This is a genomic window from Paenarthrobacter sp. AMU7 (assembly GCF_041200195.1).
GTDB lineage: Bacteria > Actinomycetota > Actinomycetes > Actinomycetales > Micrococcaceae > Arthrobacter.
The window spans coordinates 2,132,821-2,147,246 of sequence record NZ_CP165735.1 but is presented as its reverse complement, the minus strand read 5'-3'; the positions used below and the strand labels follow the sequence as shown (position 1 = coordinate 2,147,246).

Here is a 14,426-nt window from a genome sequence, read left to right as displayed (position 1 = left end):
CCCATCAACGGATTGGCAGCACATGGCAGACGACTTCACCTTCAGCATCACCACGACCCCCTTCGACGAGGATTACTCACCGTCGGAAGGCTCGCGGATCACCACGAATTTCGCCAACCTGGCACGGGGCGAGCACCGCCAGGAGAACCTCCGGAACGCCTTGACCATGATTCGGCGCCGCTTCAACGATCTCGCAAGCTGGGACAACCCGGACCGGGACCGCTACACCCTCGCGCTTGAGATCGTTTCCGTGCAGATTGAGTTCACCGCGGAAGGCACTGATCAGCAGTTCCCGCTGTTCGAGGTTCTCGACATCCAGATCGTCGACCAGCTGAATGGGGTCCGTCACCAAGGGATCGTCGGGAACAATTTCTCCTCCTACGTCCGTGACTTCGACTTCAGCGTCGTACTGCCAGCGGCAGCAGCAGAGTCAGGCAAGCCCACCGTTCCCGAGGACTTCGGCGATCTGCACGGCAAACTGTTCCAGCAATTCCTCGACTCCCCCGCATGCAAGGAACGCTTCCCGCAACCGCCAGTGGTGTGCATCAGCGTCTCCACGAGCAAGACGTACCGGCGAACGGAGAACCATCACCCGGTCCTGGGCGTCGAGTACCAGCAGGACGAATTCTCGCTGACGGACGCGTACTTCGCAAAGATGGGGCTGCAGGTCCGCTACTTCATGCCACGCGGCAGCGTTGCCCCGCTCGCCTTCTATTTCCGCGGCGACCTGCTCAACGACTACTCCAACCTGCAGCTCATCGGCACGATCAGCACCATGGAAACATTCCAGAAGATCTACCGCCCGGAGGTCTACAACGCGAACTCCGCCGCCGCCGTCGTCTACCAGCCGAGCCTGGGAGAGCAGGACTACTCACGGACCCAGATCGCCTACGACCGCGTCGAGCGCAGTCAGCTCGCGATCAAGCAGGCTAAGTACACGGAGGAGCACTTCATCACTCCCCACAAGGATCTATTGGACCGGTGGACCGCCAAATACCCCGCTCTCGTCAACTGACCCACGGAGAATCGTCAATCATGAACACACTTTTGCCCACCACCGTTGTCGGAAGCCTGCCGAAACCATCGTGGCTCGCACAGCCGGAAACTCTTTGGTCCCCGTGGAAACTGGGGGGAGATGAGCTGCTCGAGGGCAAGCAGGATGCTCTGCGCATCGCCATCCACGAACAGACCCGACGCGGCATCGACATCGTCAGCGACGGCGAGCAAACCCGCCAGCACTTCGTCACCACCTTCATCGAGCATCTCAGCGGGGTCGACTTTGAACAGCGCAAGACCGTGCGCATCCGCGACCGCTACGACGCAAGCGTGCCGACCGTCGTCGGAGCAGTGCGCCGCGAGCGGCCGGTATTCGTCGATGACGCCAAGTTCCTCCGCGCAACCACCGACCGGCCGATCAAATGGACTCTTCCCGGTCCAATGACGATGGTGGACACGCTCTTCGATGACCACTACAAGAGCCGCGAGAAGCTGGCGTGGGAGTTCGCCGCGATCCTGAACCAGGAGGCGAAAGAGCTGGAGGCGGCCGGGGTGGACATCATCCAGTTCGATGAGCCCGCGTTCAATGTCTTCCTCGATGAGGTCAAGGACTGGGGCGTGGCTGCGCTGGAGAGAGCGGCAGAGGGACTGCGTGCGGAGACGGCCGTGCATATCTGCTACGGCTACGGCATCAAGGCCAATACCGACTGGAAGGCGACGCTCGGCTCACAGTGGCGGCAGTACGAGGAAACGTTCCCGCTGCTTCAGAACTCCAGCATCGACATCATCTCGCTGGAATCCCAGAACTCCCACGTGCCCATGGACCTCATCGAGCTCCTCCGCGGCAAGAAAGTCATGCTCGGGGCAATCGACGTCGCAAGCGAGACCATCGAGACCCCGGAGGAGGTTGCCGACACCCTCCGCAAGGCCCTGCAGTTCGTCGATGCGGACAAGCTCATCCCCAGCTCCAACTGCGGCATGGCACCGTTCCCCCGCGACGTCGCACTGGCCAAGCTGAGTGCTCTCAGCGCAGGAACGAACATCATTCGCGAGGAACTCGCCCGCTCCGTCCCCCGGGTGTCATAACCATGTTTCACGCCTACCCCCCAGACACTTGGGTCGAGGCTCCGAAGCAAAGCTTCCCGTCCTCCCTCTCGGCCGACGAATTCAAAGCACTGTTCCGTGGCCACCCGGGAGGTGTCGCCGTCATCACGGCGGATGCCGGCGAAGGACCGGTGGCACTGACGGTATCGTCGGTCGTGTCAGTGAGTGCGGAACCTCCGTTGCTGATTTTCTCGGTCTCGGCACTGTCCTCTGCCTCTGAGGTGCTTTCACGCGCCGAAACCGTCGTCGTGCACCTGTTGGACGCGCACGACATCGACTTGGCGAAGTTTGGAGCGACCCCCGGCGCCGACCGCTTTGACCAGACGCACCGCTGGTCGACCCTTGCCACCGGCGAAGCGGTTTATGAGGATGTACGGGCGTGGGTGCGCTGCGCCGTCATCAATCGCATGGAGGTGGGGACTTCCACCATCATCGCCGTTCACGCCCTGGAGTCCCGCGTGATGCGTGACGTCCAAGCGGGCGAAGCCGGCGACGCTCTGGTCTACCACAACCGCTCATGGCACCGTCTGGGCGAGCATTCCAAGCACGAAGGCTGAATGCCGCGCCAACAATGCGAGGCAGCAAAGCAGAACGGCGCGCGACGGCGGGAGCATAACTCCCGCCGTCGTCCTCCTTAACATCGGCGCGTCCATCGACTTCCTGAAGGGCCCCCTGGTCTGCACGCATGCGACGCTTCGGTTCGCCTTCGGTTGCTGGAGATCAACCGTCCGTCTCACATGCGGGAACAGCCACGCCACCCAGTCCATGCCCGTACGTGTACAGAGGATCCCGGGTGCCGCCTGGTTCATCGCTGTGGGCCTCCAGGACGGCTTGAGTTGATCGGGGCAATTCAAAGGGAAGCCGGCCTTCGGGATTTACCTTGCCAGCCAGCACCCGCACGAGGGCTTCGTCGGAGATTCCTAACGTGGCCAAGAGAGCCGTATAGTGCGGTTCCAGCGGCGTGAGTATCGCCGGACGGTCGAGGTTCATCACAAGGACCACGGGTGCTTTCGAGGCGAGTTCTTCAGTATGCGCAACGGTGGCGGCATCGAAATCCAGGCTCCCGGCGTGGAACATCGCCTCAAGGAACAGATCATTTCGTGGCTCGTAAGGGGCATCGAGACGGACAATCGCGACGTCGGCATCGTCCGGAGCAGTTGCGATGACAGCACAATCAGCGAGGGCATCAGGGGACATCCCTTCCACGTAGACCCGCGTCGAGGACCTCAGAGGAAAGACACCCGCTGCAGTTTTAAGAGCCACCACGGAGCGGCTCTGTGCTTTGAGGCCCTCCTCACGGAATTCGGCGTTGCCCACGACGGCCTTCAGCAACCGTCGCACGGATTCGTCGGTGCGCTGAACCCGGATGCGGCCCGACTTGACTAAACAACCAGGATTTCGGGGCAGGCCTCTCCACCGAACTGGTCGCAGCCGGCTTCAATGGCCTTGACCATGCGCCGCGCGCCGGACCCCTGCGATGGTTCCATCTGTCCATTGGGCGTCGCGAAGACGTTCTTTGGCCGCCTCCTGAACATCATCCCGCTGCTCAAGAGATACCTTCCGGTCCTCACCCATAAACGTGCCCACGTGTCTCCCCCGGGGCTAAGGGGGAAGATAAAGAGGCCGTCCGCCCACTTTTGACCGTCTGAGGCAGCCAGCGCGCCGATGGGGCTTCCCGCGGCAGCCTCTACCCGCTGAACGGCATTCTCTTCGCTGACGTCCCCCGCAACAGCAAGTTGGTTTGCTCCTGCATCCGGACCGCCCACTTACTCCCAGCGCGGCGCTGCTCGCCGACAAACTTCCGGAAGTCGGCGGCGAGATGGAACGAAAACCTTGCCTCTGGTGTCGGTGGTATGCCCTAGTGGCAGGGTCCCAAGGGCACATCAACAGATATCGCCTTGCGCTCGATGGGTGCGCGGTGCCGATGCTGTACGGGCCGGTCAGGCTGTACGTACTGGCGAAGCTTCCGGAACTGTCCGACGGATAGTATTGCCAGACCTTCCGTTCAGATGTCTCCGTGATCCGAACCAGCGTTGACCGGTGGGGTGTACAGCTGCCTCGCGAGTGTGATCATGGCTTCGACGCTCTGAGACTGTTTTATGGCAGCTGGCCAGATGAGGGAAACGGGAACGCTGCGCACCGCGGGGTTTATAGGTCGAACTGCGAGTGGTCGCCCTTCATAGGATTGGTTGGAGGCTGGTTGCTGCACGAGGATGGCGTAACCCATTCCGCGTCCTACCAGCGATCTGGTCACTTCGTAATCCAAGGTCCTGAACCGGATGTTTGGGTCCAGACCCGCGCTGGAGAACATCATCATCGTGTTTTCGCGGCTGGGGTAGACGTCCAAGAGAATCATCGGCTCGTCAGCGACATCCTCCAAGCGCAGCGTCGGGTAAATGGCGAGTGGATGGTCAGCGGCCAAAACGATGGCCGGCGAAGTGTCGAAGAGCCGGTGGCCCCGCAGCCCATTGGGCAGCGACAGGTCGTAGGCGATGGCCAAGTCCAACGTTCCGGACTTGAGCCCTTCCTGCACGTCTGATTGCGGGCCGACGAAAAAGTCGAGGTCGACGTAGGGGTGCCGCTTACTGTAGTTGTCGATGAGCGCTGCCAGTACGGTAGGCGCCAGTGTCCCGTAGCAGCCCAACGTCAGGGACCCGCGTAACTCAGCTCCGGCGTCGGCGGCGTGAAGCTCCAAATCGGTGGCCGCATGGAGCAGCCCTTTGGCGCGGTCCAGGACGTAACGTCCGGCCGCGGTCAGTGCCACGCCGTGAGCCTTGCGCCTTATGGTCAGCTGCGCTCCGAAGGCGTGCTCAAGTGCGTTGATTGCTCCTGCGACTGCCGACTGCGAAATGAGCAGGGTGTCCGCAGCTGCGGTCATGGTGCCGTGTTCCGCCACGCTGACAAATATTTCGAGCTGCCGAAGTGTGTATCGAGCCACCTTTTGCCTCCTCACTAAAACCGTGGATATATCGCAGATACTTGTACTTTACCGGGGATGTGTTCTGTTCCACACTGAGTTCAGGCAAAGTTGCCCACGACTTCAGGAGACCAATGATGATCACCCAAGGAACCCCAAAAGCCCCAGGCTGCCCGTTCACTGAGGCGCTCCCCGAAGATACAGCGGAGCGGAATGCCCTGCTTGCCTCAGTTCCAGCAGACCACGTTGGCGCCTCAGATTCCCCAACTGCCGAGGCACTCATTGAGGCCCCTCTAGCAGACTGGGTATCCATTCCCGATCTGTACAGCAACCCGTTCCCTATTTACCGGCGCATGCGTGAAGAGGCACCAGTGCACTGGGTGCCGGCAGTGAACCGCTACATGGTCACAAGCTACGCTGCCTGCCACACAATAGAACAGGACGCGGACACTTACTCCGCCAACGAATCCGGTTCACTCATGAAGCGGGCCATGGGCCACTCAATGCTGCGCAAAGACGACCCGGAACACAAAGTGGACCGGGACTCATACGGCAGCACGCTGCGCCCCGGGACGATCAAGAATCATTGGGCGTCGATCTTCGAAAAGAACAACACCAAGTACCTGGACGAGCTCGCCGCCAAGGGTCCGGGCGCTGATTTCGTCTGGGACTACGCCGCTCCCTACGCGGCAGAAAACCTCAGGCTGATCTGTGGCTTCCACAACTCCACCCAGGAGGACTTCCAGCGCTGGAGCCAGACGATGATCGATGGCACCGGCAACTATGCCGACGACGCCTCCGTCTGGACCAAGAGCGAAGCATCGTCCAAAGAGGTAGACGCGGCCATAGATGACATGATCCCGTACCTGCGCAAGAACCCCGATCCATCGCTGCTCTCAGGGCTGGCGTCCATGCCTATTCCGCTGGAGTCGATCCGGGCCAACCTCAAGATGACCATCGGCGGGGGCCTCAACGAGCCCCGCGACGTGCTGGCCACAACGGTCTGGGCCCTGCTGAGCTACCCGGACCAACTGGCCGACGTCCTGGCTAACCCAAAATTGTTTTCGGTCGCTTTCGAAGAGTCTGTCCGCTGGGTCGCGCCCATCGGGATGTACCCGCGGCAGACGACCCGCGAAACAGTCCTCGAAGGTGTGCGCCTCCCCACCGGCGCACGGCTGGGCGTCGTGCTCGGCGCCGCAAACCGCGATCCTGCCGTGTTCACCGACCCGGACACGTTCAACATCCAACGGCCAAAGAAGCCGCACCTTGGCTTCGGTGGAGGCGCACACTTCTGCGCCGGGACCTGGGTCGCCCGTGCCCAAGTGGCTCAAGTAGCGATGCCCGCGCTCTTCGACAAGCTGCCTAGTCTGCGGCTGGACCCTGATAACCCCTCTATCGACGCCGGCTGGGTATTCCGGGGACTGACCAAAATGCCAGTCCTGTGGAACTGAAACCCAGCCCTACCCAGCACTCCAAGGAAGAATCATGCCAACCATCACTTTCGTACAGCCCACCGGAAAATCCGACATCGTCTCCGTGGAAGAAGAGACGTCTCTCATGCGAGCTGCGGTCACCAATGGCGTAGAAGGCATCGTCGGCGAATGCGGCGGCCAAGCCATGTGCGCCACCTGCCACGTGTATGTTCGCCCCGAATTCGAGGACGCCCTGCCCGGTCTCAGCAACGACGAAGACGAAATGCTCGACTGCACCACGGCAGAACGGACAAGCCAGTCCCGCCTCGGATGCCAGGTGAGTGTCGGCGCACACCTTGACGCAATCATCGTCGACATTCCCACGGACCAGGTCTAAACCATGGGAGTAATCATCATCGGAGGCGGCCAAGCCGGCATCCAAACGGCCGACTCCCTCCGTTCCGGCGGATATACCGACAGCATTACCATCCTCGCCGAGGAAGGGTGCCTGCCTTATCAGCGCCCGCCACTGTCCAAGGACTACCTGGCTCCGGGCGGGAGCCCCGTGCCCCTGCCACTGCGGCCGGCCTCCTTCTACACCGACAACGACATCGACCTGCGCAGCGGTGTCTCCGCAACGGACATCGACCGGGACAACAAGACCGTCACCATCTCGGACGGGACTGCGCTTCCCTACGACCACCTTGTCCTGGCCACTGGTTCCCGCAACCGTCAACTGACCTGTCCCGGAGCGGAAGCGACAGGCATTCACAGCCTGAAGACTCTGCGGGACGCAGAAGAACTGCACGCCGCTCTCACTCAAGCGCGGGACATCGTCGTCATTGGAGCAGGATTTATTGGCCTGGAATTCGCCGCAGCCGCAAGAGCCCACGGATGCTCCGTGACTGTGTTGGAATTTGCCTCCCGCCCCATGGCCCGGGCCCTGACCCCTGCTATGAGCGAGTGGTTTACCGACGCGCACCAACGAAACGGTATCGAGCTTCGCCTGGGTGAAGGCATCAGTCGTTTCGAGGCTGGCCCTGATGGCGGAGTTTGTGCCGCCCACTCCACCACAAATCGGCGTTACCCGGCTGACCTCGTTGTTGTCGGTGTGGGCGTCATCCCCAACGACGAGATTGCCGCCAGGGCCGGACTGGAAACAAACAACGGCATCGTGGTGGACCAGTCCCTGAAAACTTCAGACCCTTGGATATTGGCCATCGGCGACTGCGCCAACTACCCGAACCCCCATACCCGGACCAGAACCCGGCTCGAGTCGGTCCAGAACGCAGCGGCGCACGGACGTCACGCAGCACAGGTCGTCCTTGGCGCATCGGACCACTACGAAGAAACACCTTGGTTCTGGTCAACACAGGGCACACTGCGGCTGCAAATGGCCGGGATGTCCAGCGCCGACGACACAACCACACTCATCGGCGACCCCGCTACAGCCAAATTTTCGGTCCTCTGCCACCGGGACGGCCAACTCGTAGCCGTCGAATCCGTGAATGCCGCAGCAGATCACATGGCTGCCCGGAAACTTCTATCAGCAGGCCTCGGACCATCACCCGAAGAAGCCCAGGTTCCAGGTTTCAGCCTGAAAGCACATACAAAGCAGGCTCTGCTAAACCCCGCATAGCATTCCCCTAAACACCACCCTCACCCAACGCAGGAGAAACCATGCCCAGTGCATCAACCGACGCCGCGGCGAAAAGGACGCAACGACGCGTCGCCTTCGCCACCATCGTCGGAACCACCATCGAGTGGTACGACTTCTTCATCTATGCCACAGCCGTCGGTCTCGTCTTTGCCCAAGTGTTCTTCGCCCCTGCGGGGGAATCGATCGGGCTTTTGCTGGCATTCGCATCCGTGGGGATAAGTTTCCTCTTCCGCCCGCTCGGAGCCTTCCTAGCCGGGCACTTTGGCGACCGCATCGGCCGTCGACCCATGCTGGTCCTCACACTCATCCTGATGGGAGCCGCCACCACACTCATCGGTATCCTCCCGACCTACGAAACTGCAGGAATCCTGGCCCCCGTCATGTTGCTGCTCCTCAGAATTCTCCAAGGCATCTCGGCAGGCGGCGAATGGGGAGGCGCTGTTCTCATGGCCGTCGAGCACGCCCCACGCAATGGCCGTGGCCGCGCCGGAGCTTTCCCCCAACTAGGCGTACCGCTGGGCATGCTACTGGCCTCCGGAGTCACCGCCGTCATGACCGGATGGGTCTCCCCCGGAACAGCCTTCATCGAATGGGGCTGGCGCGTGCCATTCCTGCTCAGTATCGTTCTGATCGCCGTCGGATACATGGTCCGGCGCGCCGTCGACGAATCCCCCGTATTCCAGGAGATCGCCACCAAAAAGCAGCAAACCAAAGTCCCGGCCGCCGAACTGTTCCGCAAACACTGGATACTGGTCCTGCTCGCCGCACTTGTCTTCGCAGGAAACAACGCAGCAGGCTACATGGCTACAGGAGGATTCATACCCAGCTACGCCACCAGTCAAGTAGGCCTGGACCGCACCGACGTACTCCTTGCGATCACCTTCGCCGCTGCCATGTGGTTCCTCTTCACACTTCTCTCGGGCTACCTCGCCGACAAGATCGGTCGCAAACGCACCTACTTGATCGGCTTCGGATCCCAGGCACTCATGGTCTTCCCGCTGTTCTGGCTCATCGACACCGGTTCGCTGCCCATGCTCTACCTCGCGCTAGGCCTGTTCACCATCGGTCTGGGACTCAGCTACGGGCCACAGGCAGCCTGGTACAGCGAAATATTCCCGGCCTCAGTGCGCTTCTCCGGAGTATCCATCTCGTACGCGATCGGGGCCATCCTCGGAGGGGCATTCGCACCAACCATTGCCCAAGCACTCATACAATCCACCGGAAGCAGCGCGGCGGTTTCGCTGTATCTGCTCGGCATGACCATACTGTCTGTCATTGCGGTACTGATCCTGCGGGACAGGCCAGGCATAGACCTCTCGATCAACAACCAAGCCGAGCAAGAAGTCGGAGCCACCATCTTCGACCAGCGCCGGGAACGGGCCTACGACAAAGCGACCATCTAGCGACATAGAGCACACCAAACCCTGCGGGCTCTCCACACTATGCCGGGAGCCCGCAGGGCTTTGTAAGGTTGCAGTACCTGGACCCGATTCGCGGGGTTTGCCATGATGCAACTCGTGAGCTCGTTCTCCCGACCGTGTTTGACGACCTCTGCAGGGAGGCCGAGGAATTTGATGGCCCCGCGCTGACACGTAAGCGGACCAGGAGTCGTTGCCCGAGGGCCAGGGGCGAGAGCTGGCCCGGCAGGAGTTGGGCCTGAACCGCCGCTTGGACCTGAAGCGTCGCGTCCACGAGCCTTGGGTCGCGGACTCCACGTCCCTGACAGCCCTCGAATAGCCGGAGCAAGTACGGCCCGGTGATGAGCTGCGAATGTTCAAGGGTCTTCGGGTCTGCGCCGTGGGAACCGTACTCTGGGTCGAGCAGGCGACCTTGCCGATGCCTGGCGATGAACAGGAACAGCTGCTGGGCTGGCTCGCCGACCCGCTGGACGAAAGACCATGAAGGTCAAATACAGTCCGGTCCTCACCCACGACGAACGGACAACACTGGAGCCAATTTCATGGTTGACGATCGACGCTGAGTACCACGTCGTCTCACAGCTCGCTCATGCAGGCCGCCGTGTTGACCTGCAGCGTCTCACCGACAACGGTCACAGTCTTGCCTGGTTCGACTCCACGGCGTTCATCACCGTGGATGGAAGCGTGCCTGAAAGTTGGGAGGCCCGCATCCATGAGGGCGTCATGCCGGTGTTCGCAACCGCCACCTGACAGGTGCCCGGGTTCTGGGAGGACTAATACGACGGCGACCCCGCCGCGCAGAGGCGGTCAGGCAGGAACTCAAGAAGATCATCGGTGGCACACCCTTTCCGGATGTGCGTGACCTGCATGGTCCCCTGACCTAACTGGAACTGTGCTCCGCTGCGGAGCTCATCTTGGGAAATTCCGGTGCAAAATTCGCCCGGGCCCTGCTGTGCGTGCTGGAACCGCTGGGTGACGAGGAATCCGGATCCAACACAGCCGACTGGTTCGCCGGAGTCGTTTGGGACATCTGGTGACATCGCTGATGGATAGGCCAGGCACTCATTCCGGCAGCTCGCCGGCGGCAATCCTCTCGGCGGTCAGAGTGTACGCCGCAATGATGTAGTCCTCGACATCCGCGGCAGCAATGCGCCAGATGTTTCTACCTCCAACCTGGATGCCGCGCAGATCCCCGGCTTTCGGCAGCGTCCTGATCTGGCTCACGGAGATATTGAGTTCCTGGGCGACCTGTTCAATAGTCAGGAACCGGCGCTTCTTCTTTTTGTCGGACACCCGTCCATCCTTAAAACCGTCCGGCTGCGTAGACCCTCAAGAGAAGCAATGAGCAGTTATGCTAGTCGTTGGATTTATTGTTCTGGGTTGGGGGCGGGCATGGGAATTGCTTTTGATGACGGCGCGGCCGACGCGCTGATCACTGCCGCGAACTCCGCCGACGAGGTTCTGCGTGCCGAGGGAGGCTTCCTGAACGGGGCCGTGGAGCAGGCAGTGCAGGACTTCAACGGCGGCTACGGGCGCCTGTTCAAGGACGCCTGCGGCATCAGGTCCGATGATCGCGGCAAGCTCTCAGGTGTCCTCGCGGCTCTGGCCGAGGACGTCGGCGAGGCCAAGCACAGGGCACAGCAAGAGAAAACCCGGCAAAAGAACATGGACGCCTGGCAGCAACGCGACAACATCCGCAAACAGCACCTGCTCTCCGGGAACATCGCCGAAGCATCCGCAACAGTCGCCACCATGGTCCTGGACCCGATGCCCGAGAGCACGCCAGTCCCGCCACCGGCTGTTTCAGCTGCTTTCTCCGCGCGGGACCGGCCCCGGTTCGCCGGCGGGCCGGGAACCGGAACCACCTCAGCTGATCCGGGCAAGCTGCGCGGCTTCGCGTCAGTGTCCCGGACTGCCACGAACACCCTGAACTCACACTTTGTCGCAGTCCGGAATGCCTGGAGCGGTTTCACAGCATCGTGTTCCTGGGTGACCATCGAGACTGAATCGTTTGTTGCTGGTTTTGAGCGGCTGCTCGCCGCGAACGCAGCAGACGCCGATTGGATAGAGCAGGTCGCCACTGCATTCGAAACAGCCGGCAGCGGCGCTATAGCGGACAGCATGCTCAACGGGCTCTTCATCCAGTACGCAGCACCAAACCAAGTGGGCCTGAACGACATCGGAACCATGAGTGCAGCGCAACTGAAGGTTTGGCTGGGTAATGGTGGCAGCGCCAGGCTGCGGGAACTCCTGACCCAACCAGGACTGGACCCCGTAGCGACAGCCACGTGGTGGTCTGGTCTCGGCCACACCGTCGAGCCTGCCACTGGGAAAGTCACCGTCGGTGAAGAACAGCAGCTCCTGATCGATGAACTTCCGGACGTTTTAGGGAACCTGAACGGTGTCACCGCGACAGCCCGGAACCTTGCCAACCGCAAAAAGTTGCTGCAGATGCACGACCGCTGGAAAAAGTACCGCGAAGAGCGCGGCGGAAAAGTCGATGAAGGCTCCCAGGAAGACATGATCAACAAAGTCTGGGAATCGCTCTACGACAGCGAGGGCAGGCCGAAAACCAATCCTCAGGATCCATCCGACATCCGGCAACTAATCAGCTTCGCTCCCTTTGGTCTCGGGACAGGGTCGGAGACCGGGTTCGGTGCATCTATTTCCGTGGGAGACCTCGATGCCGCCAAGCACGTCACCTACCAGCTCCCCGGGCTGGACACCACCATCGGCAAAGACGTGGCATCCAAGACCAAACAGGCCAAGGATCAAAGGCTTGATCAGCGTGCCCTCGCCTCACGTAATGGAATTGATCCTGATCGAATCGCTGTTGTTGCCTGGATTGGTGTTGAGCCGGCCCAGGGTCTGGGTGTGTTCAGCAATGACCAGGCAAAAGTCGTGGGTCCTGCTCTTCGCAACGACGTGACAGGGTTCAACGCCGTTCATCAGAACCTCGAGAACACTGCCAGGACAACCGCCGTCGGGCACTCCATGGGTTCCCTCGGCGCCATGGAAGCAGCCAAAACCGAGCTGCCTGTCGATAACCTCGTTCTCGTCGGTGACGTTGGAGCCCCTGACAACGTGACCTCCGTGAACGATCTCCACCTAAACCCCGGCGGCACCGTATACCGGGGAACCTACGACTGGGACCACATAGCCGAGGTCGGGCATGGGCTCGGCTGGCAGCGTAGAAGTACCGAAGACCCCGGATTCGGTGCCGTCACCTTCGGCACGAACGGCACCACCGCGCCCGATGGCACCGTTGAGAACCCCACCAAAACCCACGACGGACAGACCGGCGGCAAGGACGGCGTCTATGGATATTTTGATCGCGGCACAGAGTCAAGCAGCAATCAAGCCAAGATCGCCTTGGGCTTGAGTGACCAACTTACGAATGTGAAACGATGATCACCATGTCTTCGCGAAGATTTCTCATCCAAGGCCTTGTCGTTGCCATCCTCGCTGCCCTCACTGGGTGTGGAACTACGCCGAGCACCAACCCACCTACCAGTACCGCGGAGCAGACTATGGGACCAGAACAAGCCCGCACGGAATACCTCGACATCTTCACACAAATTCAAGCTCTCGCCCCTGGCGACTGGACGAAAGTTGCACCAGAGGCACCGGGGGATGTCTGCGATCTGCCCCAGGGCATTGAAGGGACTCAATTCAGCTTTGACAGTACACGCAGCGTGATCTCAGAAGATCAGGCTGAAGCCATACATAAGACGGTAAAGGAAGTCTTTGAGAGCAAAGGGCTAAGAGTTGTACAAACCCAGCCCTCGGGGGCAAACCGAGACCAGACAACCACAGGCTTTGGCGATGGCAAGTTCTCCATGCAGCTTGGAACGAGCAGCTTCGGCACCACGCTCGGCGGCAACACTCGATGCGCGCCGGATCCCGAGGGCAAATTCCGGTAGCAAGCAGTGACCAACAACGTCCACCGGTACTGGCGCGTCCTTTCCACCAGTGCCGTCCTGCTGCTGCTCGTGTCCGGATGCGCCCCTACCTCTCCGGGAAAAGAAACTGGTACTGCCCCATCACCCTCTCAAACCACCGCAACGAACACACTTCCCGATGACGGGAAAGGGGCAACCATGACACCGGGAGAGGCCAAAACGGAGTTCTTCGGACTCCTCGACGAGATCCAAGCGATGGCACCGGGCGATTGGACCAATAAGGATGTTCCGGCAGGTGGCTACTGCAGCTTCCAGGGAACCGGAAACGGCAAGTCGTTCGCTGGTGCGCGGACCATGGGACCCCTCAGCGCCACCGAGCGGGAGACACTTCGGCAGAAAGTCGAACATTTCTATGAGTCCCGCGGGTACAGCGTAAAGGTCTTTGATCAATCTACGACCACAAACAAGCTCATCATGACTAATGGTTTTGGACCAGATGGCTTAGTTATCCAGCTCTACACGGGCGACCTTGGCACAGTAGTCGATGGCAATAGCCGCTGCGTTCCTGATCCGCAGAGCCAGGGATAGCCGAGCTGACCATGACGTGCCGGGCCACAGTGAGCCCTGGTCGCAGATGACAGCAGAGCCACAAGCTAAGCCACGATGACTTACAGTGATCACGTGCCAGATCTTGAACTCCTCGGCTTCCATGAGAACGCTGCAACTCCTGTCGGAGTCACTCCCCCCCCCCCCCCCCCCCCGCGCAGCTCTGACCCTTGGTCATGTTCTCGTTGGCATGGGCGCGGACCACGATCCAGTTGTGCAGCTGGAAGACATCCTGGTCATCCGGCACACCTTCAGCCCTAGCGATCCCCAGGCTTTGCGAGGCCCCGAGGACCTGACGCCCGAACGCGTTCTTACCTACACCCGGGAGCAGAGTGTCTTGCCGCGCAGTTTCCCTGCCGTCCCACCGCGATACTGGATCATCCTTGCCGCCGACGGCCAAAAACGATCGCG

18 protein-coding genes are annotated in these 14,426 nt (G+C 61.0%); 14 read left to right on the top strand and 4 right to left on the bottom strand.

The genetic code is table 11. The features are described from left to right. The first annotated feature begins 22 nt into the window (after nt 1-22). The 3 genes from ABQM86_RS09840 to ABQM86_RS09830 are packed head-to-tail and all read left to right on the top strand — an operon-like array spanning nt 23 to nt 2,657. Complete coding sequence (locus ABQM86_RS09840; RefSeq protein WP_207597282.1) at nt 23-1,015, top strand: DUF1852 domain-containing protein; 993 nt, start codon at nt 23-25, stop codon at nt 1,013-1,015. Nucleotides 1,016-1,035: 20 nt separating this feature from the next. Next, complete coding sequence (locus ABQM86_RS09835; protein WP_207597281.1) at nt 1,036-2,082, top strand: methionine synthase; 1,047 nt, start codon at nt 1,036-1,038, stop codon at nt 2,080-2,082. Nucleotides 2,083-2,084: 2 nt separating this feature from the next. Then, nucleotides 2,085-2,657 carry a flavin reductase family protein gene (locus tag ABQM86_RS09830; RefSeq protein ID WP_369746501.1) on the top strand — a complete coding sequence of 191 codons (573 nt, stop codon included), beginning with the start codon at nt 2,085-2,087 and terminating at the stop codon, nt 2,655-2,657. Nucleotides 2,658-2,820: 163 nt separating this feature from the next. Here the strand turns inward: ABQM86_RS09830 and ABQM86_RS09825 are convergent, their stop codons facing one another. The 3 genes from ABQM86_RS09825 to ABQM86_RS09815 form a co-directional block, all read right to left on the bottom strand. Beyond that, nucleotides 2,821-3,441 carry a glycoside hydrolase family 3 C-terminal domain-containing protein gene (locus tag ABQM86_RS09825; RefSeq protein ID WP_369746500.1) on the bottom strand — a complete coding sequence of 207 codons (621 nt, stop codon included), beginning with the start codon at nt 3,439-3,441 and terminating at the stop codon, nt 2,821-2,823. A gap of 96 nt (nt 3,442-3,537) precedes the next feature. After that, nucleotides 3,538-3,675: a DUF5129 domain-containing protein gene (locus tag ABQM86_RS09820; RefSeq protein WP_337340652.1), complete on the bottom strand. Its 138-nt coding sequence runs from the start codon at nt 3,673-3,675 to the stop codon at nt 3,538-3,540. A gap of 430 nt (nt 3,676-4,105) precedes the next feature. Further along, complete coding sequence (locus ABQM86_RS09815) at nt 4,106-5,038, bottom strand: LysR substrate-binding domain-containing protein (RefSeq protein ID WP_369746499.1); 933 nt, start codon at nt 5,036-5,038, stop codon at nt 4,106-4,108. Nucleotides 5,039-5,151: 113 nt separating this feature from the next. Between ABQM86_RS09815 and ABQM86_RS09810 the strand changes: the two genes are divergently transcribed. From ABQM86_RS09810 to ABQM86_RS09775, 8 genes are all read left to right on the top strand, one after another. Further along, on the top strand, nt 5,152-6,468 hold the full coding sequence (locus ABQM86_RS09810; RefSeq protein ID WP_369746498.1) for a cytochrome P450: 1,317 nt from the start codon (nt 5,152-5,154) through the stop codon (nt 6,466-6,468). A 34-nt stretch (nt 6,469-6,502) separates the two neighbouring features. Beyond that, a complete protein-coding gene (locus ABQM86_RS09805; RefSeq protein WP_337340569.1) occupies nt 6,503-6,826 on the top strand; it encodes a 2Fe-2S iron-sulfur cluster-binding protein in 324 nt (107 codons plus the stop codon). A 3-nt stretch (nt 6,827-6,829) separates the two neighbouring features. Beyond that, nucleotides 6,830-8,068 (top strand): NAD(P)/FAD-dependent oxidoreductase, encoded by a 1,239-nt coding sequence (locus tag ABQM86_RS09800; protein WP_369746497.1) that lies wholly within the window; start codon nt 6,830-6,832, stop codon nt 8,066-8,068. A gap of 41 nt (nt 8,069-8,109) precedes the next feature. Next, a complete protein-coding gene (locus ABQM86_RS09795; RefSeq protein ID WP_369746496.1) occupies nt 8,110-9,492 on the top strand; it encodes an MFS transporter in 1,383 nt (460 codons plus the stop codon). A gap of 208 nt (nt 9,493-9,700) precedes the next feature. Beyond that, nucleotides 9,701-9,826 (top strand): hypothetical protein, encoded by a 126-nt coding sequence (locus tag ABQM86_RS09790; protein ID WP_280627804.1) that lies wholly within the window; start codon nt 9,701-9,703, stop codon nt 9,824-9,826. A 33-nt stretch (nt 9,827-9,859) separates the two neighbouring features. Continuing rightward, the gene (locus ABQM86_RS09785) at nt 9,860-9,991 is read left to right on the top strand and encodes a hypothetical protein (protein ID WP_337455590.1); all 132 of its coding nucleotides are present in this window, start codon (nt 9,860-9,862) and stop codon (nt 9,989-9,991) included. Beyond that, on the top strand, nt 9,988-10,257 hold the full coding sequence (locus ABQM86_RS09780; RefSeq protein WP_280627803.1) for a hypothetical protein: 270 nt from the start codon (nt 9,988-9,990) through the stop codon (nt 10,255-10,257). Before ABQM86_RS09785 ends, ABQM86_RS09780 begins: the two co-directional genes overlap by 4 nt. A 164-nt stretch (nt 10,258-10,421) precedes the next feature. Next, nucleotides 10,422-10,544, top strand: coding sequence for a hypothetical protein (locus ABQM86_RS09775; RefSeq protein ID WP_280627802.1), 123 nt, complete (start codon nt 10,422-10,424; stop codon nt 10,542-10,544). Nucleotides 10,545-10,569: 25 nt separating this feature from the next. On the opposite strand, the gene ABQM86_RS09770 is transcribed toward ABQM86_RS09775, so the two are convergent. Further along, nucleotides 10,570-10,800, bottom strand: coding sequence for a helix-turn-helix domain-containing protein (locus ABQM86_RS09770; protein WP_280627801.1), 231 nt, complete (start codon nt 10,798-10,800; stop codon nt 10,570-10,572). 99 nt (nt 10,801-10,899) lie between these two features. On the opposite strand from ABQM86_RS09770, the gene ABQM86_RS09765 reads away from it, so the two are divergent. The 3 genes from ABQM86_RS09765 (at nt 10,900) to ABQM86_RS09755 (ending at nt 13,997) form a co-directional block, all read left to right on the top strand. Continuing rightward, nucleotides 10,900-12,918 carry an alpha/beta hydrolase gene (locus ABQM86_RS09765; protein ID WP_369746495.1) on the top strand — a complete coding sequence of 673 codons (2,019 nt, stop codon included), beginning with the start codon at nt 10,900-10,902 and terminating at the stop codon, nt 12,916-12,918. 119 nt (nt 12,919-13,037) lie between these two features. Further along, nucleotides 13,038-13,430 carry a hypothetical protein gene (locus ABQM86_RS09760; RefSeq protein WP_369746494.1) on the top strand — a complete coding sequence of 131 codons (393 nt, stop codon included), beginning with the start codon at nt 13,038-13,040 and terminating at the stop codon, nt 13,428-13,430. Nucleotides 13,431-13,607: 177 nt separating this feature from the next. Beyond that, entirely contained in the window at nt 13,608-13,997 is a 390-nt protein-coding gene (locus tag ABQM86_RS09755; RefSeq protein ID WP_280627797.1) for a hypothetical protein, read from the top strand. The last annotated feature ends 429 nt before the right edge of the window (nt 13,998-14,426 follow it).

Coding starts and splice junctions, on each gene's coding strand:
- ABQM86_RS09785 (WP_337455590.1), top strand. CDS start 9,860: ATGTTCAAGGGTCTTCGGGTCTGCGCCGTGGGAACCGTACTCTGGGTC.
- ABQM86_RS09835 (WP_207597281.1), top strand. CDS start 1,036: ATGAACACACTTTTGCCCACCACCGTTGTCGGAAGCCTGCCGAAACCA.
- ABQM86_RS09820 (WP_337340652.1), bottom strand. CDS start 3,675: ATGGGTGAGGACCGGAAGGTATCTCTTGAGCAGCGGGATGATGTTCAG.
- ABQM86_RS09780 (WP_280627803.1), top strand. CDS start 9,988: ATGAAGGTCAAATACAGTCCGGTCCTCACCCACGACGAACGGACAACA.
- ABQM86_RS09755 (WP_280627797.1), top strand. CDS start 13,608: ATGACACCGGGAGAGGCCAAAACGGAGTTCTTCGGACTCCTCGACGAG.
- ABQM86_RS09840 (WP_207597282.1), top strand. CDS start 23: ATGGCAGACGACTTCACCTTCAGCATCACCACGACCCCCTTCGACGAG.
- ABQM86_RS09805 (WP_337340569.1), top strand. CDS start 6,503: ATGCCAACCATCACTTTCGTACAGCCCACCGGAAAATCCGACATCGTC.
- ABQM86_RS09760 (WP_369746494.1), top strand. CDS start 13,038: ATGGGACCAGAACAAGCCCGCACGGAATACCTCGACATCTTCACACAA.
- ABQM86_RS09810 (WP_369746498.1), top strand. CDS start 5,152: ATGATGATCACCCAAGGAACCCCAAAAGCCCCAGGCTGCCCGTTCACT.
- ABQM86_RS09830 (WP_369746501.1), top strand. CDS start 2,085: ATGTTTCACGCCTACCCCCCAGACACTTGGGTCGAGGCTCCGAAGCAA.
- ABQM86_RS09765 (WP_369746495.1), top strand. CDS start 10,900: ATGGGAATTGCTTTTGATGACGGCGCGGCCGACGCGCTGATCACTGCC.
- ABQM86_RS09795 (WP_369746496.1), top strand. CDS start 8,110: ATGCCCAGTGCATCAACCGACGCCGCGGCGAAAAGGACGCAACGACGC.
- ABQM86_RS09800 (WP_369746497.1), top strand. CDS start 6,830: ATGGGAGTAATCATCATCGGAGGCGGCCAAGCCGGCATCCAAACGGCC.